17 protein-coding genes are annotated in these 23349 nt (G+C 74.9%); 7 read left to right on the top strand and 10 right to left on the bottom strand.

What is annotated here, in order from left to right:
- Window positions 1-262: 262 nt before the first annotated feature.
- From J0910_RS09305 to J0910_RS09295, 3 genes are all read right to left on the bottom strand, one after another.
- Window positions 263-1075, bottom strand: a complete 813-nt coding sequence (locus J0910_RS09305; protein WP_420158122.1) for an ABC transporter ATP-binding protein — start codon at window positions 1073-1075, stop codon at window positions 263-265.
- Entirely contained in the window at window positions 1062-3767 is a 2706-nt protein-coding gene (locus J0910_RS09300) for an ABC transporter permease subunit (RefSeq protein WP_420158121.1), read from the bottom strand. The genes J0910_RS09305 and J0910_RS09300 overlap by 14 nt, the downstream gene beginning before the upstream one ends.
- 625 nt (window positions 3768-4392) lie before the next feature.
- Entirely contained in the window at window positions 4393-5685 is a 1293-nt protein-coding gene (locus J0910_RS09295; protein WP_420158120.1) for an ABC transporter substrate-binding protein, read from the bottom strand.
- Between the two features lie 178 nt (window positions 5686-5863).
- Here J0910_RS09295 and J0910_RS09290 point away from each other — a divergent pair, with 178 nt between their 5' ends.
- The 6 genes from J0910_RS09290 to J0910_RS09265 all read left to right on the top strand — a co-directional run bounded on the left by J0910_RS09290 (window position 5864) and on the right by J0910_RS09265 (window position 12237).
- Entirely contained in the window at window positions 5864-7324 is a 1461-nt protein-coding gene (locus J0910_RS09290) for an aldehyde dehydrogenase family protein (protein WP_420158119.1), read from the top strand.
- A gap of 73 nt (window positions 7325-7397) precedes the next feature.
- Window positions 7398-8540: an alcohol dehydrogenase catalytic domain-containing protein gene (locus tag J0910_RS09285; RefSeq protein WP_420158118.1), complete on the top strand. Its 1143-nt coding sequence runs from the start codon at window positions 7398-7400 to the stop codon at window positions 8538-8540.
- A 145-nt stretch (window positions 8541-8685) separates the two neighbouring features.
- On the top strand, window positions 8686-9627 hold the full coding sequence (locus J0910_RS09280) for an alpha/beta fold hydrolase (protein WP_420158117.1): 942 nt from the start codon (window positions 8686-8688) through the stop codon (window positions 9625-9627).
- Entirely contained in the window at window positions 9624-10874 is a 1251-nt protein-coding gene (locus J0910_RS09275; RefSeq protein WP_420158116.1) for an LLM class flavin-dependent oxidoreductase, read from the top strand. The genes J0910_RS09280 and J0910_RS09275 overlap by 4 nt, the downstream gene beginning before the upstream one ends.
- A gap of 149 nt (window positions 10875-11023) precedes the next feature.
- Window positions 11024-11770: a hypothetical protein gene (locus J0910_RS09270; RefSeq protein ID WP_420158115.1), complete on the top strand. Its 747-nt coding sequence runs from the start codon at window positions 11024-11026 to the stop codon at window positions 11768-11770.
- Window positions 11767-12237 (top strand): hypothetical protein, encoded by a 471-nt coding sequence (locus J0910_RS09265; protein ID WP_420158114.1) that lies wholly within the window; start codon window positions 11767-11769, stop codon window positions 12235-12237. The genes J0910_RS09270 and J0910_RS09265 overlap by 4 nt, the downstream gene beginning before the upstream one ends.
- Before the next feature lie 35 nt (window positions 12238-12272).
- On the opposite strand, the gene J0910_RS09260 is transcribed toward J0910_RS09265, so the two are convergent.
- Together J0910_RS09260 and J0910_RS09255 are read right to left on the bottom strand one after the other, a co-directional pair.
- Window positions 12273-13115, bottom strand: coding sequence for a GNAT family N-acetyltransferase (locus J0910_RS09260; RefSeq protein WP_420161928.1), 843 nt, complete (start codon window positions 13113-13115; stop codon window positions 12273-12275).
- A gap of 198 nt (window positions 13116-13313) precedes the next feature.
- The gene (locus J0910_RS09255) at window positions 13314-14885 is read right to left on the bottom strand and encodes an alpha/beta hydrolase (RefSeq protein WP_420158113.1); all 1572 of its coding nucleotides are present in this window, start codon (window positions 14883-14885) and stop codon (window positions 13314-13316) included.
- Window positions 14886-15239: 354 nt separating this feature from the next.
- Between J0910_RS09255 and J0910_RS09250 the strand changes: the two genes are divergently transcribed.
- Window positions 15240-15710 carry an Lrp/AsnC family transcriptional regulator gene (locus tag J0910_RS09250; protein ID WP_420158112.1) on the top strand — a complete coding sequence of 157 codons (471 nt, stop codon included), beginning with the start codon at window positions 15240-15242 and terminating at the stop codon, window positions 15708-15710.
- Window positions 15711-15825: 115 nt separating this feature from the next.
- Here the strand turns inward: J0910_RS09250 and J0910_RS09245 are convergent, their stop codons facing one another.
- The 5 genes from J0910_RS09245 to J0910_RS09225 all read right to left on the bottom strand — a co-directional run bounded on the left by J0910_RS09245 (window position 15826) and on the right by J0910_RS09225 (window position 23344).
- On the bottom strand, window positions 15826-17535 hold the full coding sequence (locus J0910_RS09245; protein WP_420158111.1) for a flavin monoamine oxidase family protein: 1710 nt from the start codon (window positions 17533-17535) through the stop codon (window positions 15826-15828).
- 53 nt (window positions 17536-17588) lie between these two features.
- Window positions 17589-18407 (bottom strand): carbon-nitrogen hydrolase family protein, encoded by an 819-nt coding sequence (locus J0910_RS09240; RefSeq protein ID WP_420158110.1) that lies wholly within the window; start codon window positions 18405-18407, stop codon window positions 17589-17591.
- A 235-nt stretch (window positions 18408-18642) separates the two neighbouring features.
- A complete protein-coding gene (locus J0910_RS09235) occupies window positions 18643-20127 on the bottom strand; it encodes an amino acid permease (protein WP_420158109.1) in 1485 nt (494 codons plus the stop codon).
- Between the two features lie 419 nt (window positions 20128-20546).
- The gene (gene ispG / locus J0910_RS09230; RefSeq protein ID WP_420158108.1) at window positions 20547-21704 is read right to left on the bottom strand and encodes a flavodoxin-dependent (E)-4-hydroxy-3-methylbut-2-enyl-diphosphate synthase; all 1158 of its coding nucleotides are present in this window, start codon (window positions 21702-21704) and stop codon (window positions 20547-20549) included.
- A gap of 287 nt (window positions 21705-21991) precedes the next feature.
- Entirely contained in the window at window positions 21992-23344 is a 1353-nt protein-coding gene (locus J0910_RS09225; protein WP_420158107.1) for a M50 family metallopeptidase, read from the bottom strand.
- Between the last annotated feature and the right edge of the window lie 5 nt (window positions 23345-23349).

The raw sequence follows: 23349 nt of genomic DNA, 5'->3' as shown, positions 1-23349 counted from the left end.
GGCCGCCTCGCGCTTCTCCGCCCGCCACGGCCCACCCCCGCGAAACCTCCCCGCAGCGGCCGCGGCGGCGCCGGGCCCCGGACCGCCGCTTCCCCCGGGCCCGCACCCGAACACTCCGGGCGGCCGACCGCGCACCCGACGGCCTCTCCGGCGCCCCGGCGGCTCCCGGCTCCGGGGAGGACCGCCGCATCCCCGCCGGGGCCGGCGGCCGCCCGCGCGGCCGGGGTGCCGGAGGGGCCGGCGGCGCGGTCGGCGGGCCGGGTCAGCCGAGGTAGGCGGCGCGGACCGCGGGGTCGAGGCGGACCTCCTCGGGCGGGCCCTCGGCGATGACCCGGCCGAGGTCGAGCACGGCGAGGTGGCGGCAGGCGGCCATGGTGAACGAGACGTCGTGCTCCACCAGGAGGATGGTGCCGCCGGCGGCCTCCTGCACGGTGCGCAGCGCCTCGGCCAGCCGGGCGGTCTGCTCGGCGTCCAGCCCGGAGGTCGGCTCGTCCAGCAGGAGCAGCGGCGGGTCGTCGGCGATCGCGCGGGCCAGCTCCACCATCCGGCGCCCGCCGATCGGCAGCGACCCGGCCCAGGCGGCGTGCAGGCCGGCGATGCCGCACCGCTCCAGCACCTCCATGGCGCGCTCGCGGCGGGCCCGCTCCCGGTGCCTGCGGGCCGGCCAGCCGACCAGGTCGGCGGGGAGCCCGCCGCCGCCCCCGCGCCATTCCAGGGCGGTGAGCACGTTGTCCAGCACGGTCAGCCGGCCGAAGACCTGCGGGCGCTGGAAGGTGCGCCGGACGCCCATCCGGGCCCGGGCCACCGCGTTGGCGGGGGCCAGGTCGCGGCCGCCGAGCAGCACCCGGCCGGCGGCCGGCCGCCGCAGCCCGGTGACGACGTCGAACAGCGTCGTCTTGCCCGCGCCGTTCGGCCCGATGACGCCGGTGACGCCGCCGGGCCGGGCGGAGAAGGTCACCTCGGAGAGCGCCCGGACCCCGCCGAACGCCACGGTCACGCCCTCGATCCGCAGGCCCTCGGCGGCCGGGCCCCCCGGCTCCCGCCGGGCCGGGGCCGGTGTGTCAGCGGTTCTCATGTGCTTCGCCCACCTCCTGTACCTGCCGTGCACGCTCGTCCGGTCCGGGGCCGCGACCGGGCCCCAGGTACGCCTCTGCCAGCCGCTCCTCGCCGACCTCCGCGCTCGGGCCGCTCCAGACCCGCTCGCCGGCGGCCATGAAGGCGGCGGTGTCGGCGATCGGCAGGATCCCCTTGGGCTTCTCCTCCACCACCAGCAGCGCGGTACCGGCGGCGCGCAGCTCGGTGAAGACGGCGAACACCTGCTCGGCGGCCTTCGGGGCCAGCCCCAGCGAGGGCTCGTCGGCGATCAGCACGGCAGGCGGCCGGACCAGTGCGGGGGCCAGGGCGAGCAGCTGCTGCTCTCCCCCGGAGAGCCGGCCCGCCGGGGTGGTGCGGCGGCGGGCCAGCAGCGGCAGCCGGTCCAGTGCCTCCTCCCGCTCGGCGGGGGCGCGCAGCCAGGTGGCGAGGTTCTCCTCCACGGTGAGCGAGGGGAAGACGCCCCGGCCCTCCGGGGCGAGGAACAGCCCGGCGCGCGCCCGCAGGTGCGCCGGGGCGGCGGTCACGTCCCGTCCGCCCAGCAGCACCGCGCCGCCGGTGGCGGGCACCGTGCCGGCGGCCGCCCCGCACAGCGTGCTCTTGCCCGCGCCGTTGGGGCCGAGCAGCGCGGTGATCCGGCCCGCGGGGACCTCCAGGTCGACGCCGCGCAGCACCGGGACGTCGCCGTAGCCCGCGGAGACCCCGGCCAGGCGGAGCGCGGCGGGCCGGTCCTCCCCTCCGGGATCCGGAACGGGCGGGGCGGTCCGCGCGGCGGGGGCGGCCCTGCGGCGCCTCCGGGGCTCGGCGGGGCGGGAGAACAGCCCGTCGGGGCGGCGCGCCAGCACCAGCCCGCCCAGCCCGAACAGCGCGGTGAGCAGGTGGGCGGAGTCGCTGACGTGGCTCAGCACCTCCGGGGCCAGGGCGAAGACCAGGCCCGCCGCGACCGCCGGGCCGACCCTGCGCACCCCGTGGATCACCGCCACCGCGAGCCAGACGAACCCGGTCACCGCGGGGAAGGCGTCCGCGGTCACCCGGCCGTTGAACACCGCGAGCAGCACCCCGCCGAGCCCGGCGACCCCGGAGGCCAGCACGAACAGCAGCAGTTTCGTGCGGACCTGGGAGACGCCGGAGGTGAGGGCCGCCGCGGGCGCGGAGCGGACGGCCAGCACGGCCCGCCCGGTCGCGGAGCGCTCCAGGTTGCGCAGCAGCAGCGCGGCTCCGGCCAGCAGCGCCAGCAGGGCCAGGACCTGGGCCCTGCGGTCGGTGAGCCCCGCGATGCCGGGCAGCGGCCAGCCCTCGTTGCCGTTGGTGACCGCGTCCAGCTGGAACAGGATCTGGTCGGCGAGGAGCGCCAGGGCCAGGGTGGCCAGCGCCAGCGCGAGCCCGCCCAGGCGCAGCGACGGCACCGCCGCCACCAGGCCGAGCAGCACCGAGACGGCGATCCCGAGCAGGACCGCGGCGAACAGCGGCACCCCGGAGGAGTAGGCGATCGCGGTGGTCAGTGCCGCCGCGGCGACGAAGGCCGGCATCGCCAGGTTCACCATCCCGCCGATCCCGGTGATCAGCACGAAGGAGGTGAAGATCAGGCCGTAGGCCAGGCCCTGCACGGCCAGGCCCAGCCAGAAGTGCGGGGCGAAGGCGAGCGCCCAGACCGCCAGGGCCGCCCCGGAGGCGGCCCAGGGCAGCGCGCGCCGCCACGGCGGGAGCCCGGCCCGGTGGTCGGGGGGCGGCGCGTCCTCGGCCATCGCCCCGGCGATCCGGCCCCGGTGCGCGCCCATCACCAGCAGGGCGGCGAAGAGCAGCAGCACCGGGACGGCGGTGGCCAGGCCGCGCACCCGGTCGGTGAAGGGCAGGTAGCCCACGGCCAGGTTCTGCAGCACGCCGAGGCCGAGCCCGGCGGCGAACGCGATCGGGACGGACCGCAGCCGCCCGCAGACCGCGGCCGTCGCCGAGGAGAAGAGCAGCACGGTGAAGGCGGTGGCGTCCAGGCCTAGGAAGGGCGCCACCACCACGCCGGCCAGGCCGGCCAGCGCCGAGCCGAGCGCCCAGGCCGCCGCGGAGGTGCGGCCGGGGTCGGTGCCGCGCAGCGCGGCCAGGTCGCGCCGGTCCGCGGCGGCGCGCATCCGCAGGCCCAGCGGGGTGCGGCGGAGCAGCGCCCACAGCCCGGCGGCGGCCAGTGCGGCGGCCGCGAACGCCGCCACCTGGTTGGAGGTCAGCGTGAACAGGTCCAGCGGCCGCCAGGCGACCACCGGGCTCGGCCCGATGCCGGGCACGGTGAACTGGTCGTCGCCGCTGGGCAGCCGGAGGCCGAACGTCCCGTTCAGCACGTGCACGGTCCACAGCGCGGCGGCGGGCAGCGCGACGGTCAGCGCGATGGCCGCGACGGTCTGCGCGGTCGCGCCCGCGCCGGCCAGCCGGTCGAACATGGTCCTGTGCAGCAGGTAGCCGAGGCCGGGGGCGAACAGCCCGACGGCGATGGCCAGCGCGACCGGGGCGGGCAGCCCGGCCCCGGTGTGCAGCTGGAAGTAGAGGAAGGCGGTGGCGAACCCGATCGCGCCGTGGGCGAAGTTGAAGACCCCGGTGGCGGCGTGCGTGAGCACCAGCCCGGAGGCCATCACGGCGAAGACCGAGCCGGTCACCAGTCCGCTGACGATGTACGCCAGGAGTTCGGCCATGCACCCCTCCAGGGATCGCGGAGCTCAGGGGATCAGGGGTACTGGGGGACCGGACGCCCCTTCCGCCGGGGACCGCCGGCGGAAGGGCCCGGCGGCGGGCGCGGAACAGGGGCTCGCGATCGGGGGCTCCCCACCCGTTCCCGCGGGTCCGGCGCCCGTCCGCCGCAGACCTGCCCGCGACGGGAACCGGACCGGTGGAGCCCCCGCCGAGCGGGCGAGCGGAGCGGTGGCCGGAGGGGCGCCGGGCTCCCGCCGGGAAGCGTGGAGGCGCCCCGGCCACCAGGGGCGCGACCGCGGCTCCGGCCGCTGCGGGCGGTGCGGGGGCGGGCCGGATCCCCAGGCGGAAGCCGTGTCCCGGCGTTCTCGTCAGGGCCGCGCCCTCCCTCCGCGAAGCGGGCCGGCGGCGGGGGCGGACCGGCCTCCCGGCGGAAGGCGGAGACCCGGACGGAGGCGCAGCGGCCCGGACCGGCGGCGCCCCCGGCCGACCGGGCGAGCGAAGACGGCGTCCAGGCGCCCTGACCGCGCCCTCCCTCCGCGAACCGGACCGGCGGCGGGGGCGGAGCGGTCCTCCGCCGGGGATCGGAGGCCGGGCGGCGGCCGCGGTCCGGCCTCGGCGGGCGGCGCATCAGTCCCCCCGGTAGACGGTGTTCTCGGTGCAGGTGAGCTCCTGGACCGGGGTGAACTCGCCGTCCTCCAGGCGGACCAGGGCGCCGCAGCCGTTGGACTCCCGGTGGCCGGCCGGGTACTCGGTGGTGCCGAAGCCGGGGTTCTCGTGGGTGAAGCCGGAGTTGAGGGTCTCGGTGAGCGAGGCGCGGGTGATGCCGGGGCCGGCCGCCTCCGCGGCGGCCAGGAAGAGGTCGGCCGACCAGTAGCCGTAGGCCATCGGCTGGCTGAACTCCAGGTCCGGGTCGCCGGTGTGCGAGCGCAGGTCCTCCTGCATGAGCGCGACCTCGGGGTGCTCCTCGGCCAGCTCGAACGGCTGGACCTGCGGGGACCCGTAGGCCCCGTCCAGGGCCTCGGCCAGTTCGGGCTGGGCGAGGATGTCGGGGTCGTAGCTGACCCCGTCGGTCCAGGCGCCCTCGAAGCCGGCCCGTTTGAGCGCGCCGTAGAGGCCGGCGTTGTGCCCGGAGGTCATCACCGAGACCACCACGTCGGGCGGGTCGCCGCCGTCGGCGCCCAGCACCGCGTTGACGTAGGGCGTCCAGTCCGCCGGGGCGGCGTCGGCCGGGATGCCGGCGTCCTGCCCGACGACCTCGAACCCGGCCGCGGCGAACGAGGCGGCCATCGGCCCCATCCCGGCGGCGCTGCTCGCCGAATCGGTCGACTGGACCCAGGCGGTCTTCCCGCCGGCTCCGCCGATCTCCTCGGCCATCAGCTCGCCCCACCAGGTCTGCGTCCGGTCGCCCTGCTCCGGCTGGAGGCAGCCGTTGAAGCCGAAGCCGTGGTCGTTGCCGCAGAAGGCCTGGTGGGTCCCCCACCCGAACCAGGGGATCCCGTTGCCGGTGAAGACGTCGGCCCCGTTGAAGGCGGGCGAGGCGACCGGGACGGCCGCGAGCACCTGCTCCTTCTCGGCGAGGGCCCGGGCGCCCGCCAGGCTCTCCTCCGGGTCGAGCCGGTCGTCCTGGGTTCCGGTGTAGTCGATGGTGCGGCCGTGCACGCCGCCTTCGGCGTTGGCCCGCTCGAAGCGGGCCAGGGCGCCGGTCTCCATGTCGGCCAGCGAGTAGCCGATGGTGCTGGTCTCCACCAGCAGCCCGCCGACGATGAGGGCGTCCTCGGTGACGCCGGCGTCCGCGGCGGCCGCGGTGCCGCCCTCGGCCGCGCATCCGGCGGCGGTGAGCGCCGCCGCGGCCAGCAGTGCGGCGAGGCGGCGGGAGATGGCCGCGGGTGTCCGGGTCCTGGCTGCGGTCGTCCTGGTCATGGGCGCTCCGTCCCGAGGGGGTGCCGGGCGCGCCCCCGCCGCACCCGATTGAACCTAGCGCTCGCTTGGTATCGGAGAGTATGATCCGCGCAGACCGGTGTCAACGCCCCTTGAGGACCGAGACCACCGCCGGTCCCGCCCCGCGCGGGCCCGGCGCCGACCCCCCGGAGGTCCGTCGATGACGACCGAGTACCTCAACCACATCGGCGGCGCGTTCCGCCCCGCCCGCTCCGCGCGCTGGATCGACAGCACCGACCCCGCGACCGGCGAGGTGTGGGCGCGCGTCCCGGCCTCCGGGGCCGAGGACGTGGACGACGCCGTCGCCGCGGCGGCCGCCGCCTTCCCCGCCTGGCGGGCCACCCCGCCGCTGCGCCGTGCGGCCCTGCTCCGCGCCTGGTCCGAGGCGGTCCTCGCGCGCTCCGCCGAGCTCGCCGAGATCGAGAGCCGGGACAACGGCCGGGTCCTCCGGGAGACCCGGGACGCCGACGTCCCCGGCGGCGCGCTGCACATCCAGTACAACGCGGGCCTCGCCGACAAGATCACCGGGGACACCGTCCACCTCGGCGGGACCGCGCTGGCCTCCACCTACTACGAGCCGTTCGGGGTGGTCGGGGTGGTCATCCCGTGGAACGCCCCGCTGGCCATGTTCTTCGCCAAGGTGTCCGGGGCGCTGGCCGCCGGGAACGCGGTGGTGGTCAAGCCGGCCGAGCAGGCCTGCTGCTCGGTCCTGGCCGCTTGCGAGCTGTTCGAGCGGGCCGGCTTCCCGCCCGGCCTGGTCAACGTGGTCTCCGGCACCGGCCCCGAGGCCGGGGAGGCGCTGGTGGACCACCCCGGCGTGGCCAAGCTGCACTTCACCGGCTCCACCGCGACCGGGCGGCGGGTCACCGAGCGCTCGGCCGCGAACCTGAAGAACCTCTCGCTGGAGCTCGGCGGCAAATCCCCCGACATCGTCTTCGACGACGCCGACCTGGACGCCGCCGCCGCGGGCGCGGCCGCCGGGATCTACACCGGCGGGGCCGGGCAGGCCTGCGTGGCGGGCTCGCGGATCCTGATCCAGGACACGGTCTTCGAGGAGTTCACCGAGCGGTTCCGCGAGCGCGCCGCCGCGATCCGGCTGGGCGACCCCCGCGACCCGGAGACCGGCATGGGGCCGATCACCTTCGCCGGGCAGTACCGGAAGGTCCTCTCCTACCTGGAGTCCGCCCCGGCCGACGGGGCCGAGCTGCTCTTCGGCGGGCGCACCGGCGCCGACGCCGTGGCCGACCCGGCGCTGGCCGGCGGCTACTGGGTGGAGCCCACCCTCTTCTCCGCCGCGGACAACCGGCCGGCGGTCTGCCGGGAGGAGGTGTTCGGCCCGGTCGCGGTGGCCATCCCGTTCGGGTCGGAGGAGGAGGCCTACGCGCTGGCCAACGAGACCGACTACGGGCTGGCCGGGGGCGCCTGGACCCGCGACCTGGGCCGGGCGCACCGCGCCATCGCCGCGATCGAGGCCGGGACGGTGTGGATCAACACCTTCCGGCGGCTCCACTGGGCGGTGCCGTTCGGCGGGCACAAGCAGAGCGGCAACCTGCCCGCCAACGGCGTCGACGGGCTGCGCGAGTGGCTCAACCTCAAGGCCGCCTGGATCGAGCTGGGCTGAGCCGGCGACCCCTGGGGCCGATCCCGCCGCGGGCCCCCGCGGCGGCGTCCGCGACCGAGGAGGACCTGACGACATGCTGATCCGCGCCGCACTGCTCACCGCCCACCGGGCGCCGCTGGAGGTCCGCGAGGTCGAGATCGCCGACCCCGGACCGGGGGAGGTCCGGGTGCGCATCGCCGCCTCCGGCATCTGCGGCTCCGACCTGAAGGCGATCGACGGCACCAGCCCGGTGGTGCGCCGGCTCCCGGTGGTGGGCGGGCACGAGAGCTCCGGGACGGTGGAGTCGGCCGGGCCCGGCGTCACCGCGTTCGTCCCCGGCGACGAGGTGCTCATCGCGATGAACCGGCCGTGCGGGTCGTGCCGGATGTGCGCGCGCGGCGACGCGCACCTGTGCACCGGCGAGGACCGGCTGCGGGCCGTGATGGGCGTGATGCCCGACGGCGGCACCCGGCTGCGCGCCGGCGGCGAGGAGGTCCGCCCCTACCTGGGCATCGGCTCCTTCGCCGAGTACGCCGTGGTGAGCGAGCGCGCCCTGGTCCGGCTGCCGCCCGGCCTGCCGCTGGACGCGATGGCGCTGCTCAGCTGCGCCGTGGTGACCGGGGTCGGCGCGGTGCTGAACACCGCCGCGGTGGAGGCGGGCTCCTCGGTGCTGGTGGCGGGGTGCGGCGGGGTCGGGCTCAACATCGTGCAGGGCGCCGCGCTCGCCGGCGCGGCGCGGATCGTCGCGGCCGACGTCTCCGCGGCCAAGGCCGGCGCCGCGAAGCGGTTCGGCGCCACCGACCAGCTGGTCTCCGCGGACGGGGACGGCGGCCTGGCCGAGCGGGTGCGCGCGCTGGTGCCGGGCGGGGTGGACTACGCCTTCGACGCCACCGGCGCGCCCGCGGTGCTGGCCGAGGCGTTCGGCGCCACCCGGCAGGGCGGCACCACGGTGATGGTGGGCAGCCCGCCGCCCGGCGCCGAGGCGGTGGTCCCCGCCGCCGGGCTGTTCGGCTCCCGGCGGCTGCTGGGCTGCCAGGGCGGCGACGCCTCCCCCTACTCCGACCTGCCGCGCCTGGTGGACCTGTACTCCTCCGGGCGGCTGCTGCTGGACGAGCTGATCAGCGAGCGGGTGCCGCTGGAGCAGGTCAACGAGGCGGTGCGGCGGGTGCGCGCGGGCGAGGCGACCCGGTCGGTGGTGGTCTTCGACGCCCCGCCCGGCGGGGCCGCCGCACACTGAACCAAGCGATTGATCGGCACCCGCGGAGGCGCTACCGTGAACCGAGAACAAAAACTGAAACACGTTCTGCTTTTTGGAGCGCGAGCGGCGGTGCGGGTCCCCCCGCCCCGACCGGCCACCGACGGACCCCGGCGGGAGCCAGCCGATGCCCTTCACCGACCTGCGGCACAGCACCGACCTGCGGCACAGCACCGATCTGCGGCACAGCACCGACCTGCGGCACGGCGCCCTGACCGGCGTCCGACTGTTCCACACCGAGCACGGCCCCGAGGACGCCGCGCACACCCTGCTCCTGGTGCACGGCTGGGGCTCGGACTCCCACGAGTGGGTCCAGCACATCCCCGCGCTGGCCGAGCGGCACCGGGTGATCGCCGCCGACCTGCGCGGGCACGGCAGCTCCGGGGTGCCGCCGAGCGGCAACACCCCGCCGGCCATGGCCGCCGACCTGGCCGCGCTGCTGGACGGCCTGCCCGGCCGGGCGCCGGTGACCGCCGTCGGCCACTCGATGGGCGGCCAGGTCGCCGGGCTGCTCGCCGCGGACCGGCCCGACCTGGTGCACGCCCTGGTCACCGTCGACCCCGGGTACGGCTTCCCGGCCGGCGTGGCGCAGGCCTTCCCGGCGATGGCCGAGGCGCTGCGCGGACCGGACCCGGTGCGGACCGCGATCGCCATCGACGCCTGGGACTACACCCCGGCCACCCCCGCCTGGATCCGCACCTGGCACGACCGCCGGCTGGAGGCCGCCGCCCCGCACGTGCTCGCCGAGGCGTTCGCGGGCATGTTCACCGACCCCGGCGCGATCGGGCCCCGCCCGGCCGCCGAGCGGCACCTGGCCGGCCGGGACCAGCCCACCCTCTCCTTCCGCTTCGACCCGGAGCACGCGGAGTGGGAGCGGCCGCTGCTCCGCCACCCCGCCTCCGAGGTGGTCTGCTGGCCCGGCTCGGGGCACCGGCTGCACGAGGAGCGGCCCGCCGAGTTCCTGCTGGTGCTCCAGCGCTGGCTGGAGCGCGCCGTCCCGGAGGGCGGACGCGGCGGCACCCATCCCGACGAGCGCGGCACCGGCCGCGAGAATCGAGGAGCGCAGTGAAGTTCAGCCTGTTCATGAACCCGCAGATCCCCGGATCGGGCTTCGCCGCCGAGGAGAACGCCAAGGCCCTGCGGCCGATCGGACGCGACCCCGGCTCCTACCAGAAGCTCCTGCACGAGGTGCGCGAGATCGCGGTGCACGCCGACCGGATCGGCTTCGACGCGCTGATGCTCACCGAGCACCACTTCCACTCCGAGGGCTTCGAGTTCTCGGTCAACCCGCTGATGGTCCTGGCCGACCTGGCCGCCCGGACCGAGCGGATCCTGCTGGCCCCGCTCGGCCTGGTGCTGCCGGCCTGGGACCCGATCCGGGCCGCCGAGGACGTGGCGCTGCTGGACCACTTCAGCCGGGGCCGGCTGCGGCTCGGCATCGCCCGCGGCTACCAGGCCCGCTGGGCCAACGTGCTGGGGCAGCGGTGGCGGTCCCAGGCGGCGCGGAGCGACGGCTCCTCCAGCGACGACCGCAACTTCGACGTCTTCGGCGAGCTGCTGCACATCATGAAGATGGCCTGGACGCAGGAGACCCTCCGGTACAAGAGCGACGTGCTCGACTACCAGGTCCCCGCGCCCTACGACGGGATCGAGGGGTGGCCGGCCCAGGAGTGGACGCGGACCTTCGGCGCCCCCGGCGAGCTGGACGACCAGGGCCGGATCCAGCGCGTCTCCGTGGTGCCCCGCCCCTACCAGGACCCCCACCCGGAGCTGTGGCAGCCGTTCACCATCAGCGACCGGTCGGTGATCCGCGCCGCCAAGGAGGACATCCTGCCGTGGATGTTCACCCCCATCCCCGGTGAGCACCGCAAGAAGGCCGAGCTGTACCGCGCGGAGGCCGCCCGGAACGGCCGCGACTACAAGCTGGGCGAGCACACCGGGATCCTGAAGATCGTCGGCATGGCGGGCAGCCGCGAGGAGGCCATCGCCACCTACGGCAGCAGGATGCACAAGGACTTCGCCTCGTTCTTCGGCCCGTTCGGCTACCTGGAGGTGCTGCGCACCGCGGACGACGACTCGGCGAAGCCGATCAGCCCGGAGAAGGGCGACTTCAAGCGGATGGCCGACGTGCAGATGGCGCTCATCGGCGGCCCGGACGACGTCAAGCGCGGCATCGAGGCGATGCTCAAGGAGATCCCCGACCTGGAGTGGTTCGGCCTGTTCATGCAGGGCCAGCAGGGGGTGCTCCCGCTGGACGACGTCAAGCGGAACCTGGAGATGTTCGCCGAGCACGTCATCCCGGAGTTCCGGGACTAGACCGCCGCCGGGGAGGGCGGCGGGGCGCCGGCCGGCGCCCCGCCGCACCGCCGCTCCCGCAGGGCTTCCGGGGCCCTGTTCGCCGTCCGGCCCCTTCCCGATAATCGACCCCCCGCACCCCGCGGGCCGGCGACCGGACAGGGAGCGGCATGGAACTGGAACGCGTGGTCATCGGCCTGGTGACGGCGGCCCTGCTGCCCTACTCCATCCCGATGGTGCGGCCGCGGCGGGTGACCGCGCTCGCCCTCACCGCCGGCTACGCCCTGTACTCCCTGGCCCCGGGCCTGCTCTCCTGGGCCGCGCTGCTCCTCCTCGCGCTCTGCCTGGGCGCCTCCTGGCTGCTCGGGCGGCTCGCCAAGGCCGACGCGAACATGCAGGGGTCGCCCCGGCTGTTCCGGCCCGCCGGCACCGCCCGGTTCATCTACGTCCCGTTCGCCCTGGCCGTGCTGCTCGCCCTGGCGTCCGGACTTCTCTACGGGGGTGCCCTGCTGACCCGGGCGACAGGTGAACTTATCCTGGACGACAGTACGGCGCTCGTGGTCTCGGGTCTCCTCGTGGCCACCTTCGTCGGGGGGGAGGTCGTCACTCACACGCTCCACCCGTTCTACGCCGAATTGAAGAAGGCGGAGGCGGAGGAGATGGAGCCCCTGCGCGGGGCCGGCACCGCCATCGGGTGGTTGGAGCGGTCCATGACTTACGCCTTCGCCGTCGCAGGACAGCCGGAGGCCGTCGCGGTGGTCGTGGGGATCAAGGCGCTCGCTCGCTTCCCCGAGCTGAAGAGCAACCAGAAGCGCTTCGCCGAGTACTTCCTCATCGGATCCATGAGCAGCATCGGATTCGCCCTCCTGGTCGCCGCGGTCGTCCGCGTGCTGCTGGGAGAAAGGGCCCTTGGGTGACATGGAAGACCGTCAGCGGCCATCCGCTCGTCGTCGAACTGCGCCGGCTCCGGCTGCCGCAGTCCGACTTCATCATCGCCGGCAGCGGCCCGCTGCTGGCGCACGGGATCCGGGACGACATCACCGATCTGGACGTGGTGCTCCGCGGCCGGGCCTGGGACATCGTCCGCGGCCTCGGCCCGGTGTCCACCGCCCCCTGGGAGGGGGTGCGCCGGGTGATGCTGGCCGACGGCCGGCTGGAGATGCTGAACGGCTGGTTCCCGTCCATGTGGGACCTGGACGAGTTCGTCTCCGCCCGTGAGTTCCTGCACGGACTGCCCTTCGCCCCGCTCGAGCGGGTGCTGCGCTGGAAGCGGCGCCTGGGCCGGGCCAAGGACATCGCCGACATCAACGCCCTCATCGACCACCTGGCGTCCCGGCACTTCCAGCTGCCCCCGCTCGGCGAGACCGACCCGCGGCCCGGCTGAGCGGCGCCCCGGCGCGGCCCCGGGAGCGGGGCGGCTCAGAACAGCACCGACATGACCTCGCCGACCTCGCGGAAGCCGACCCGCCGGTAGACCGCGCGGGCCGGGGCGTTGTAGTCGTTGACGTAGAGGGTGACCCGCGGGGCGATCCCGGTGCGGGCGAAGCGGGCGACCGCCGCCATCCCCGCGGCGGCGTGGCCGCGGCCGCGGAGCTCCGGGTGGACCCAGACCCCCTGCACCTGGCAGGCGTGCGGGGTGACCGCGCCCACCTCGGCCTTGAACACCACCCGGCCGTCCTCGATCCGGGCGAAGGCGCGGCCGGATCGGACCAGCTCCTCCACCCGGGCCCGGTAGAGCGCGCCGCCGTCGCCGGCGTCCGGCGCCACCCCGACCTCCTCGGTGAACATCGCGATGCAGGCCGGCAGGAGGACGTCCAGCTCGTCCAGGCGGACCCGGCGCACCAGCGGGTCGGGCCCGGCCTCCGGCTCGGCCAGCAGCTCCATCACCGGCTGCCGGGCGCGGATCGCGCGGGCCGGGCCCCACACCGGGCCGAGCCGCTCCCACATCCCGCGGACCGCGGGGACCGGGCCGACGATGGAGGAGCAGCGCCGGCCCCGCCAGCGCGCGTGCTCGGCGAACCGGCGGACCGCCTCCGGTCCGGCGTCCACCGGGACCAGGTTGGCCCCGGAGTAGCAGAGCGAGGTGATCTCACCGTCCGCGATGTGGCCCCAGACCTCGGCGCCGAGCCGGCCCGGGTCCAGGCCGGCGGCGCGCAGCCGGGAACTGACGAAGACGTTGCCCACCGGGTCCCGGTCGAGCAGGGCGTGCACGGCTCCGAGGTCGCGCCCGTCGAGCACCCGCACCGCCGAGGTCCGCAGCACCCGCATCACCCCGTCCGCCATCAGACGCCATCCGCTCACCGGCCGCCTTCCCGCACGTGGCCGCCTCCGCGACCCGGCGCGTCCTGACAACGCGCTCGTCACCGGCCTTTCAAGACTATTCGACCGCTTCCCGGCGATCCGCGCCGCACCCGGGCCCGCGCCTCCGCGGTGCGGGCCCGGACCCGCGGCCCGGCCGGATCAGCTCCGGGAGAGCGCCCCCGGGCCCCGCTGCCGCTCGCGGCCGCCGTCGCCGCGCTGCGCCGGCTCCGGGTCCGGCCCGGCCTCGCAGGCCAGGTCGGCGCCGCCCGCCCCGGCCGCGGCGGGCAGCGAGCCGTCTCGCAGGTAGTCGGCGACCGCGCGGTCCACGCAGGCGTTGCCGCCGAGCGCGACGCCGTGGTCGTGGCCGCCCTCCTCGACCACCAGGCGGCCCTCCGGGAAGCGGTCGCGCATCGCGAAGGCGCCGTCCAGCGGGGTGGCGCCGTCCTCGGAGGCGTGCACCAGCAGGGCGTCCCGCGCGGCGGAGCCGTCCACCTCGGTCCAGGGCCCGTCGCCGGCCGCCCAGAACGCGCACGGCGCGTTGTACCAGATGTTGTTCCACCCCTGGAAGGGGGCGTCGGCGTGCGCCTTCTCCCCCGCCTCGCTCCACTCCGGCCAGTACCGGGGCCACGGAGCGTCGGTGCACTCGGTGGCGAGGTAGGCGCCGAAGGCGGGGTCGTCCGCGCCGCTCTCGCCGAACCGCTCGTGCGCCTTGAGCAGCGCCTCCGGGTCGGCCCCGGAGGCGTGGTCGGCGAGGGCGCGGGCCAGCGGCGGCCAGGCCGCCGAGGTGTAGGCGGCGGTGATGAAGGAGTTCTCGTACTCGGTGGGCCCGACGGTGCCGGCCACCGGCGCCTCGGCGAGCTCCGATCGCACCCGGTAGTAGGCCTCTTCCACCGCGGCGGGGTCGCCGCCCAGGCCGTAGGCGGCGGAGTGCTCGGCGGTCCAGGCGAAGAAGTGCCCGGCCGCCTGGTCCAGCGCCCGGCTCTGCTCCAGGTTGGACTCGAACCAGGGGCGGCCGGGGTGCACCACGCTGTCCAGCACCAGGCGCCGGACGCCGTCCGGGAAGAGGGTGGCGTACACCCCGCCGAGCAGGGTGCCGTAGGAGTAGCCCAGGTAGTCGATCCGCGCGGCGCCCAGGGAGAGCCGGATCCGGTCCATGTCCCGGGCGGTGTCCTCGGTCCGCATGTGCTCCAGCAGCTCCCCGTTGCGGGAGGCGCAGGCGGTGGCGTAGGCGGCGGCCCGCTGGACCAGGGCCCTCTCGGCGGTGCCGGTGGCGGGCACGGTGTCCGGGCGGACCGGATCGAAGTAGCCGGGGTCGCAGCCGACCGCCGGGGTGCTCGCCCCGGTGCCGCGGGGGTCGAAGCCGACCACGTCGTAGCGGTCGCGCAGGTCGCCGGGGAGTCCTGCGGCGGTGCGGGAGGCCCAGCCCCGCCCCGGGCTGCCGGGTCCTCCCGGGTTGACCAGCAGCACGCCCTCGGCCCGCTTGCGGGCGGGGACCCGGGAGAGCGCGATGGTCGCCGTCTCCCCGGACCGGGCCCCGGGGCCGCCGTCGGCCTCCCAGTCCAGCGGGACCTCCAGCTCGGCGCATTGCACACCGGCCCCGCCGAGGTCGGTGCACTCGCCCCACTCCACCGAGTACCGGTCCTCCCTGGTCTGCTCCTTCGCCGCGGCGACCCCCTGCACCGGCAGCAGCAGCGCTGCCAGGGCGACCGCCGGAACCCCGATGGCCCGCATCCCCCACCCCCTACCTGACGTGACGACGCACATTCTCTCCGCAATCGAGCGGGCGGGCGGCATCCGACACGGAGAGGGGGGATGGGGGGAGGTTCCCCCTGGACACCGGGGACGGGGGAGGTTCCCCCCGGACACCGGGGACGGGGCTCCCTGGCGCAGGGGCCCGGGAGGGAAGCCCTCCGGCAGAGGGACGGAGCCGTTCCCGCAGGGCACGGGGCCGGGGTGTGTGCCCCTCCGGCGGGCCGGGGCAGGGGGCTCCCGCTCGGGGCGGCCGGGCGGAACCCGGTCCGGCCGGTGGGTAGCATCGGTCTCGCCGGGTCCGACCCGGAGCAGGCGGGACCGATGGGAGCTTCAGTGCGGTTGGATCGCGTCGACGAGCGCATCATCGCGATACTCGGCGCGGACGCGCGCGCGAGCTTCGCCGACATCGGCGCGGCCGTGGGCCTGTCCGCGTCGGCGGCCAAGCGGCGGGTGGACCGGCTGGTGGAGGCGGGGGCGATCCGCGGCTTCACCGTGGTGCTGGAGCCCTCCTCGCTCGGCTGGACCACCGAGGCCTACATCGAGGTCTACTGCCGGCCCCGCACGTCCCCCGCCGAGATCCGGGCCGGGCTGACCGGCTACGCCGAGGTCACCGCGGCCTGCACCGTCACCGGTGAGGCCGACGCCATGGTGCAGGTCCGCGCCCGCGACATGCAGCACCTGGAGGAGACCATCGAGCGGATCTGCGCGGAGCCGTTCGTGGTGCGCACCAAGAGCACCCTGGTGCTGTCCCGGCTGGTGGACCAGCCGATGCTGGCCGGCGCCGAGCGGGGCCGCACCGCCTGAGCCCGTGCGCGGCCCCGGCCGCGGGGCGCGCACCGCACCACCGCCGCCGGGCCCGTTCGCCCGGCGGGGGCGGGCGCGGTGCCGCGCCCGCCCCCTGCACTCCGGGGGCTCCGGGTCAGTCCTCGGGGAGCTCGACCGGGGCCAGCTCGTCGAAGAGGTCGCCCGGACCGGGGTTGGCCGGGTCGGTGGCCCCGCCGAAGTGGGTCATCACGCCCCACACCGCGTTCAGCGCGGTCTGCACCGCGCCCTCGGCCCACCCCGCGGTCCAGGAGATGTCGTCCCCGGCGAGGAAGAGGCCGCGGTGCCGCTCCGCCAGGGCGTCCTGCTTGAAGTGGGTGAACAGCCGCCGCTGGTAGCGGTAGTGGCCGGGCAGGTTGGCCTTGAAGGCGCCCATGAAGTAGGGCTCGGCCTCCCAGGACACGGTGACCGGGTCGCCGATGATATGCGAGCGGATGTCCACGTCCGGGTAGATCTGGGAGAGCGAGTTGAGCATGACGTCCATCCGCTCCCGGGGGGAGAGCGGCAGCCACTTCAGCGAGTCGTCGCACCAGGTGTAGGAGAGGCAGATGGCCGCGGGGCCGTCGCCCTCGCCCTCCAGCAGGTAGGTGCCGCGGGTCATCCGGTCGGTGAGCGTCATGCTCATCGCGTCCCGCCCGGTCTTCGGGTCGGTGTCCTTCCAGAACGGCCGGTCGACCGGGACGAAGAGCTTGGAGGACTCCATGTAGTGGGTGCGCTCGATGGCGGTCCAGTGGTCGATCGGCAGCAGCGACTCGTCGCACTCGATCTTGCTGAGCAGCATCCAGCTCTGCGCGGTGAAGACCGCCGCCGGGTAGGTGCGGATCGCGCCGGAGGCGTCGGTGACGGTGATGTTGCCGGCCGGGTTCCCCGGTGCGGCGGTGCGGCGCAGCGCGGTGACGGCCGGGCGGGGGTCGCCGCCGTGCAGCGAGGCCAGGCTGGTGCCGGGCGCCCAGTGCACGGTCTTGTCCGGGGCGTGCTCCCAGAGCCGGTACGGCAGCTGCTGGATGCCGCCGACCACGCTCATGTGGTCGTCGTCGGCGCCGGTGTAGGTGACCCGGAGGATCTCCAGGATGGAGTTGGGGAAGTCGGTGTCCCAGCCGCCGGTGCCGAAGCCGACCTGGCCGAAGATCTCCCGGTGCCGGAACGAGGAGAACGCCGGGGAGTCGCAGAGGAAGCCGTAGAAGGTCTGGTTGTCCAGCCGGGTGACCAGCTCGTTCCAGATCTCCTTCATCGCCGCGACGTCGCGCTCCCGGATGGCGCGCTGCATCTCGGAGTGCCGGGCGCCCTCCTCCAGGGTGGCGTTCCAGGCGCGGGCCACCTCCTGGTAGACCTCGGGCAGGTCGTCGGTGGTGCGGGCGTAGTGCGACTCGCCCTTGAGGTCGACGACGGTGCTGGGGGTGGCCGGCGCGAGCGGGTTGGGGAACTCCTCGGTGCGCAGCCCGGCCTTGTCGATGTAGTGGAAGAACGAGGTGGAGGAGGGCGGGAAGCGCATCGCGCCCATCTCCGCGACGACGTCGTCCGGGCAGCCGGGGAGCCGCCGGGTGCGCAGCCGGCCACCGAGCTGGTCGGCCTCGTAGACGACGGGGCGCAGCCCCATCTTCATCAGCTCGTAGGCGGTGACCAGGCCGGACAGGCCGCCGCCGATGACCGCGACCTCGGTGCCGAACCGCTCCGGCGGGACCGAGCCCAGCCCGGCGGGGTGCGCCAGGTAGTCGTCGTAGCCGAACGGGAAGTCCGGTCCGCACATGGTGAGCGGGCGCTCCTCGGAGCCGCCGCCCGGGGCGGCGGTGGGCACGGCAGACGTCATCGCGTGGTTCCTCCAGGAAATCGGTGGTGGCCGGGGGTGGGGGCGGGAGGGGCTCAGGCCGGCCCGGTCAGCGCCCGGTACAGGTCGGGGCGGCGGTCGCGCAGGTAGCCGGCCTCGCCGGTGCGGGCCGCGGCGATCGCCGCGGGGTCGGCCTCGGCGATGAGCAGCTCCTCGCCGGCGCCGGCCCGGGCCAGTTCGGCGCCGTCCGGGCCGACCAGGGTGCTCAGGCCGCAGTAGTCCAGGTCGCCCTCGGTGTCGCAGCGGTTCGCGTAGGCCAGGAAGATCTGGTTCTCCATGGCCCTGACCGGGACCAGCGCGGTGGCCACCTCGGTCGCCGGGTGCATCAGCGCGGTGGGCACGAGCAGGAGTTCGGTCCCGGCCAGCGCGTGCGCCCGCACCGCCTCGGGGAACTCCACGTCGTAGCAGATCAGCAGGCCGATCCGGAGGCCGCCCAGGTCGGCCTGGACGACCGGTTCGCCGCCGGGGGCGAAGGCGGAGCGGTCCAGCTCGCCGTAGAGGTGGGTCTTGCGGTAGACGGCGAGCTCGGTGCCGGAGGCGTCGACCAGCCGGACCGCGTTGCGGACCCGGTCGCCGTCGCGCTCGGGCCAGCCGTAGGCGATGGCGATGCCGGCCTCGGCGGCGATCCGCTGCACCGCCCTGCCGATCGGGCCGTCCGCGGGCTCGGCGAGCTCTGCGGTCCGCCCGCCGATGGCGTAGCCGGTGATCGAGCACTCCGGTCCGACCAGCAGGTCCGCTCCGGCGCCGGCGGCCCGTCGGGCGGTGCGCCCGAGCCGCTCCAGTGCCGCGGGCACGTCCCCGCTGGGCCCGGTGCCCTGGTCCACAGCGATGCGCAGCGCTCCGGCCGACTCCATTCGCCCCCCTGACTCCGCGAGTGAGATGTTCGCGGACCCACTCTAGACGCACGGATCAATCGATTCATTGCGTTCAGCCTGGGAGTTCATTGCGCATTCATGGCGTCCGACCGCTCTTCATTGCGTCCTGGCGCCGCGGAGCGGCGGGGCCGCCCGGCCTCCCGGACGCGTCGGGGGCGCCGGTCGGCGACCGGCGCCCCCGGCGGGCGGCCCGCTTCCTCCGGGGCCGGCGGCCTCAGCCGGCCGCCTGCGCCTCCTCGGTCTCCCGGTGCAGCACCGAGCGCTTCATCGAGTAGCCGAAGTAGACGGCGAACCCGACGGCCATCCACACGGCGAAGGTGATCCAGGTGGCGGCGCCCATGCTGAGCATCAGGTAGGCGCAGGAGGCGACGCCGAGGATCGGGGTGAGCGGGGCGAGCGGCATGCGGAACCGGCGCTCGATGTCCGGGCGGCTCCGGCGCAGCACCAGCACGGCCACGTTGACCAGCCCGAAGGCGAACAGGGTGCCGATGGAGGTGGCGTCGGCGAGGTGGCCGAGCGGGACCACCGCGGCCAGCACCGCGATGGCGGCCGAGAGGATGACCGTGTTGGCCGAGGGGTTGCCGCGCCGGTCCAGCTTGGCGAAGACCTTGGGGATCAGGCCGTCCCTGGACATCGCGAACAGGATCCGGGTCTGGCCGTACAGCACGACCAGGACGACGCTGGCGATCGCGATGACCGCGCCGACCGCGAACACCACCGACCAGATCGGGGTGCCGGTGACCACGGTGAGGATGTGCGCGAGGCTGGCCTCGGTGTCGGCGAAGTCGGTCCACGGCATGGCGCCGACCGCCACGAAGGCCACCAGGCAGTAGATGGCGGTGACGATGATCAGCGAGAGCATGATCGCCCGGGGCAGGTCGCGCTGCGGGTTCTTGGCCTCCTCGCCGGCGGTGGAGGCGGCGTCGAAGCCGATGTAGGAGAAGAACAGGGTGGCGCCGGCCGCGCTCACCCCGGCCATGCCCAGCGGCATGAACGGGGCGAAGTTGCCGTCCTGGATCGCGGTGAAGGCGATGCCCACGAACATGACCATCACGGCGACCTTGATCGCGACCATCACGCCGTTCAGCGCGGCGCTCTCCCGGACCCCGCCGAGCAGCGCGACCATGGCGAGCAGCACCACCACCGCGGCGGGGACGTTGACGATCCCGCCGTCGGCGCCGGGCGGCTGGGTCAGCGCGCCGGGCAGGGTGGCCCCGGTGACCAGGCGGAGCAGTTCGTTGATGTACTCGCCCCAGCCGACCGCCACCGCGGCCACCGAGACGCCGTAAGTGAGCATCAGGCACCAGCCGCACACCCAGGCGACCAGCTCGCCCATGGTGGCGTAGGCGTAGGAGTAGGCCGAGCCCGACGCCGGGATCATGCCCGCGAGCTCGGCGTAGGCCAGCGCGGAGAAGAGCGCGGTGACCCCGGCGATCACGAAGGAGAGCACCACCGCCGGGCCGGCGATCGGGACCGCCTCGCCCAGCACCACGAAGATCCCGGTGCCCAGGGTGGCGCCGATGCTGATCATGGTCAGCTGCGCGAGCCCCATGGAGCGCCGCAGGCTTCCCCCCTCGCCCTGCCCGGCCTCGGAGGCGAGGCGCTCGACCGGCTTGCGGCGCAGGATGCGCTCCGCGAGCGCGCCCCGCCGGGGGCCGGCCGCCGCCTGCGGCGCTCCGGCCGTCTTCTGCTCAACCAACTGCGGACTCCTAGGGGGATTTCGGACATCGTGGCCGGACGCGCACACAGGGAACTCTTCTCAGGAGAGTTCGCACTCGACCCACGGAAGAACAAAGCGCGCCTCGGAAACAGTAGCGATGTTACCTGGATGACAGAACCACTGTTCATTGCCCATTAACCCGGAAAGCCCGCCGTTCGTTGCCATGCCACGCAATGATCCGGCGCCGGATGTGCAGGATGTCACACATATTCGACGCATGGCGTCCATCACGCCACACTCCGTCGCGAGTGTCCGGTTATGCGCAACCGACCGCCCGAACATGCATCGGGAACGCCCGAAAACCCCGACACCGCCGGGATCGCGGGCACCGAAAAGCCGAGGGGCGGGACGCGTCCGCGTCCCGCCCCTCGGCCGGTTCTCCTTCTGGTCCCGCCGGGTCAGCCCGCCACGGAGACGCTGGGCTCGCCGGAGGCGGCGCCGCCGTCCTTCATCTCCTCGGCGATCCGCATGGCCTCCTCGATCAGGGTCTCCACGATCTTGGACTCCGGCACGGTCTTGATGACCTCGCCCTTGACGAAGATCTGGCCCTTGCCGTTGCCCGAGGCCACGCCCAGGTCGGCCTCGCGCGCCTCACCCGGGCCGTTGACCACGCAGCCCATGACGGCCACCCGGAGCGGCACGTCCAGGCCGTCCAGCCCGGCGGTCACCTCGTCGGCCAGGGTGTAGACGTCCACCTGGGCCCGGCCGCAGCTGGGGCAGGAGACGATCTCCAGGCCGCGCTCGCGCAGGCCCAGCGACTCCAGGATCTGGGAGCCGACCTTGACCTCCTCGGCCGGCGGCGCGGAGAGCGACACCCGGATGGTGTCGCCGATGCCCTCGGCCAGCAGCGCGCCGAAGGCCACCGCGGACTTGATGGTGCCCTGGAAGGCCGGGCCGGCCTCGGTGACGCCCAGGTGCAGCGGGTAGTCGCACTGCTCGGCGAGCTGCCGGTAGGCGTTGATCATCACGACCGGGTCGTTGTGCTTGACCGAGATCTTGATGTCGCGGAAGCCGTGCTCCTCGAAGAGCGAGCACTCCCAGAGCGCCGACTCCACCAGCGCCTCGGGGGTGGCCTTGCCGTACTTGGCCAGCAGCCGCTTGTCCAGCGAGCCGGCGTTGACGCCGATCCGGATCGGGGTGCCGGCCTCACTGGCGGCCTTGGCGATCTCGCCGACCTTGTCGTCGAACTTCTTGATGTTGCCCGGGTTGACCCGCACCGCCGCGCACCCCGCCTCGATGGCGGCGAAGACGTACTTGGGCTGGAAGTGGATGTCCGCGATGACCGGGATCTGCGACTTCTTCGCGATGATGGGCAGCGCCTCGGCGTCGTCGGCGCTGGGCACCGCCACGCGGACGATCTGGCAGCCGCTGGCGGTCAGCTCGGCGATCTGCTGGAGCGTGGCGTTGATGTCGGAGGTGACGGTGGTCGTCATCGACTGCACCGACACCGGGGCGTCCCCGCCGACGGGGACGTTGCCGACCATGATCTGCCGGGACTTGCGCCGCTGCGCCAGCGGGCGCGGACGGGCCACAGGGATGCCAAGATCGACGGTCACGCGGTCTCACCTCATGGGCCGCCGGGCCGATCCGGCGGCTTCGGTTGAAGTCGAAGGTACGGGGGCGCGTCCGGGCGCCCGCGGCGGAGCGGCACGGGAAGGGGCCGAGCGGCCGAGGGAACCTCGCCGTCCGCGCGCGCTGCCCAGGTTACCCGCCGCCCGCGCCGGGGTGTGCCAATCCGCCCAGGGTCCCGGAACGGCACCGCCCGGGGCGCCGAGGGTTCGCCTCCGCGCCCCGGGCGGTGCCCGCGGCGTTCACCCCGGCGGGCCGGCCCGCCGCCCGGGCGTCACTGCATGATCCGGACCGGGTTGACCACGTCGGCGATGAGCAGCATGGCGCTGAACACCAGGAAGCAGGCGACCACCACATAGGCGACCGGCATCAGCTTGGCCACGTCGAACGGGCCGGGGTCGGGGCGCTTGAAGACCTTGGCCAGGCCGCGGCGGACCCACTCCCAGAGCGCGCCGAGCATGTGCCCGCCGTCCAGCGGCAGGATCGGCAGCATGTTGAAGGCGAACAGGAAGAGGTTGACCCCGGCCAGCATGTTCAGCATGAAGGCGGCGCGGTCCAGCAGCGGGATGGGCTGGGCGAGCACCTCGCCGCCGATCCGCGAGGCGCCCACGATGCCCACCGGGGAGTCCACGCCGCGCTCCTCGCCGAGGAAGGCGGCCCGGAACACGTCGTCCACCTTGCTCGGCAGCGAGATGATGGCCTGGCCCACGCCGACGATGGTGTCGCCCATGTAGGAGGCGGTCTCGCCGACGGTCAGCGGGGTCCGCTCGTTCTGGAAGGTGATGCCGAGGAAGCCGGCCTTCTCGGTCTCCGGGATCCGGTACCCCTGCTCGTCGGTGAGCGGCTCGCCGTCCGGGCCGGTCTTGAGGACGACCTCGCCGGCGGCGTCCCGGGCGACGACGTCGTTCTCGATCAGGTCGGCGGTGAGCTCGACCCGCTCGCCGCCGCGCTCCACGGTGAACTCGGTCGGGCCGATCGAGGCGCGGATCAGCTCGTTGGCGGCGGCCCAGTCCGGGGCCGGCTCGCCGCCGACCTCGACGATCCGGTCGCCCGGCTTGAACCCGGCGTCGGCGGCGGGCGTGGGCGGGGCGTCCTCCGGGCAGCTCGGGTCCGCCGCGTCCGCGGCCACCACGCACTCGGCGACGGACTCGACCGAGGTGCCCGGCTGCTGGACGCCGATGCCCATCAGGACCACGGTGAACAGCACCACCGCCAGGATGAGGTTCATGCCCGGGCCGGCGAACATGACGATCAGCCGCTTCCAGGGGGCGCGCTGGTAGAACTGGCGCTCCTCGTCGCCCTCCTCCAGCTCGACGAAGCTGGCCTCCCGGGCGTCCTCGATCATCCGCCGCCAGCGGCCCATCGGCTTGGCCTCGTCCCGCTCCGAGGCGGGCGGGATCATCCCGACCATGCGCACGTAGCCGCCGAGCGGGACCGCCTTGACGCCGTACTCGGTGTCGCCCTTGGTCCGCGACCACAGGGTGGGGCCGAAGCCCACCATGTACTGGGTGCAGCGGATGCCGAACATCTTCGCCGTGGACAGGTGGCCGAGCTCGTGCCAGGCGATGGAGAAGAGCAGGCCGAGGAAGAACAGGACGATCCCGGCGACGGTCAGCACTGTGGCCATGTACC

This window comes from Nocardiopsis oceanisediminis (genome assembly GCF_048595525.1).
Taxonomy (GTDB): domain Bacteria; phylum Actinomycetota; class Actinomycetes; order Streptosporangiales; family Streptosporangiaceae; genus Nocardiopsis_A; species Nocardiopsis_A oceanisediminis.
Note: the sequence above shows the minus strand (reverse complement) of the source record. Positions and strands in the feature narration are given on the sequence as shown.

Excerpts from the sequence above, each read along its gene's own strand:
- J0910_RS09305 (WP_420158122.1), bottom strand. The coding sequence starts at position 1,075 with ATGAGAACCGCTGACACACCGGCCCCGGCCCGGCGGGAGCCGGGGGGC.
- J0910_RS09300 (WP_420158121.1), bottom strand. The coding sequence starts at position 3,767 with ATGGCCGAACTCCTGGCGTACATCGTCAGCGGACTGGTGACCGGCTCG.
- J0910_RS09295 (WP_420158120.1), bottom strand. The coding sequence starts at position 5,685 with ATGACCAGGACGACCGCAGCCAGGACCCGGACACCCGCGGCCATCTCC.
- J0910_RS09290 (WP_420158119.1), top strand. The coding sequence starts at position 5,864 with ATGACGACCGAGTACCTCAACCACATCGGCGGCGCGTTCCGCCCCGCC.
- J0910_RS09285 (WP_420158118.1), top strand. The coding sequence starts at position 7,398 with ATGCTGATCCGCGCCGCACTGCTCACCGCCCACCGGGCGCCGCTGGAG.
- J0910_RS09280 (WP_420158117.1), top strand. The coding sequence starts at position 8,686 with ATGCCCTTCACCGACCTGCGGCACAGCACCGACCTGCGGCACAGCACC.
- J0910_RS09270 (WP_420158115.1), top strand. The coding sequence starts at position 11,024 with ATGGAACTGGAACGCGTGGTCATCGGCCTGGTGACGGCGGCCCTGCTG.
- J0910_RS09255 (WP_420158113.1), bottom strand. The coding sequence starts at position 14,885 with ATGCGGGCCATCGGGGTTCCGGCGGTCGCCCTGGCAGCGCTGCTGCTG.
- J0910_RS09245 (WP_420158111.1), bottom strand. The coding sequence starts at position 17,535 with ATGACGTCTGCCGTGCCCACCGCCGCCCCGGGCGGCGGCTCCGAGGAG.
- J0910_RS09240 (WP_420158110.1), bottom strand. The coding sequence starts at position 18,407 with ATGGAGTCGGCCGGAGCGCTGCGCATCGCTGTGGACCAGGGCACCGGG.
- J0910_RS09225 (WP_420158107.1), bottom strand. The coding sequence starts at position 23,344 with ATGGCCACAGTGCTGACCGTCGCCGGGATCGTCCTGTTCTTCCTCGGC.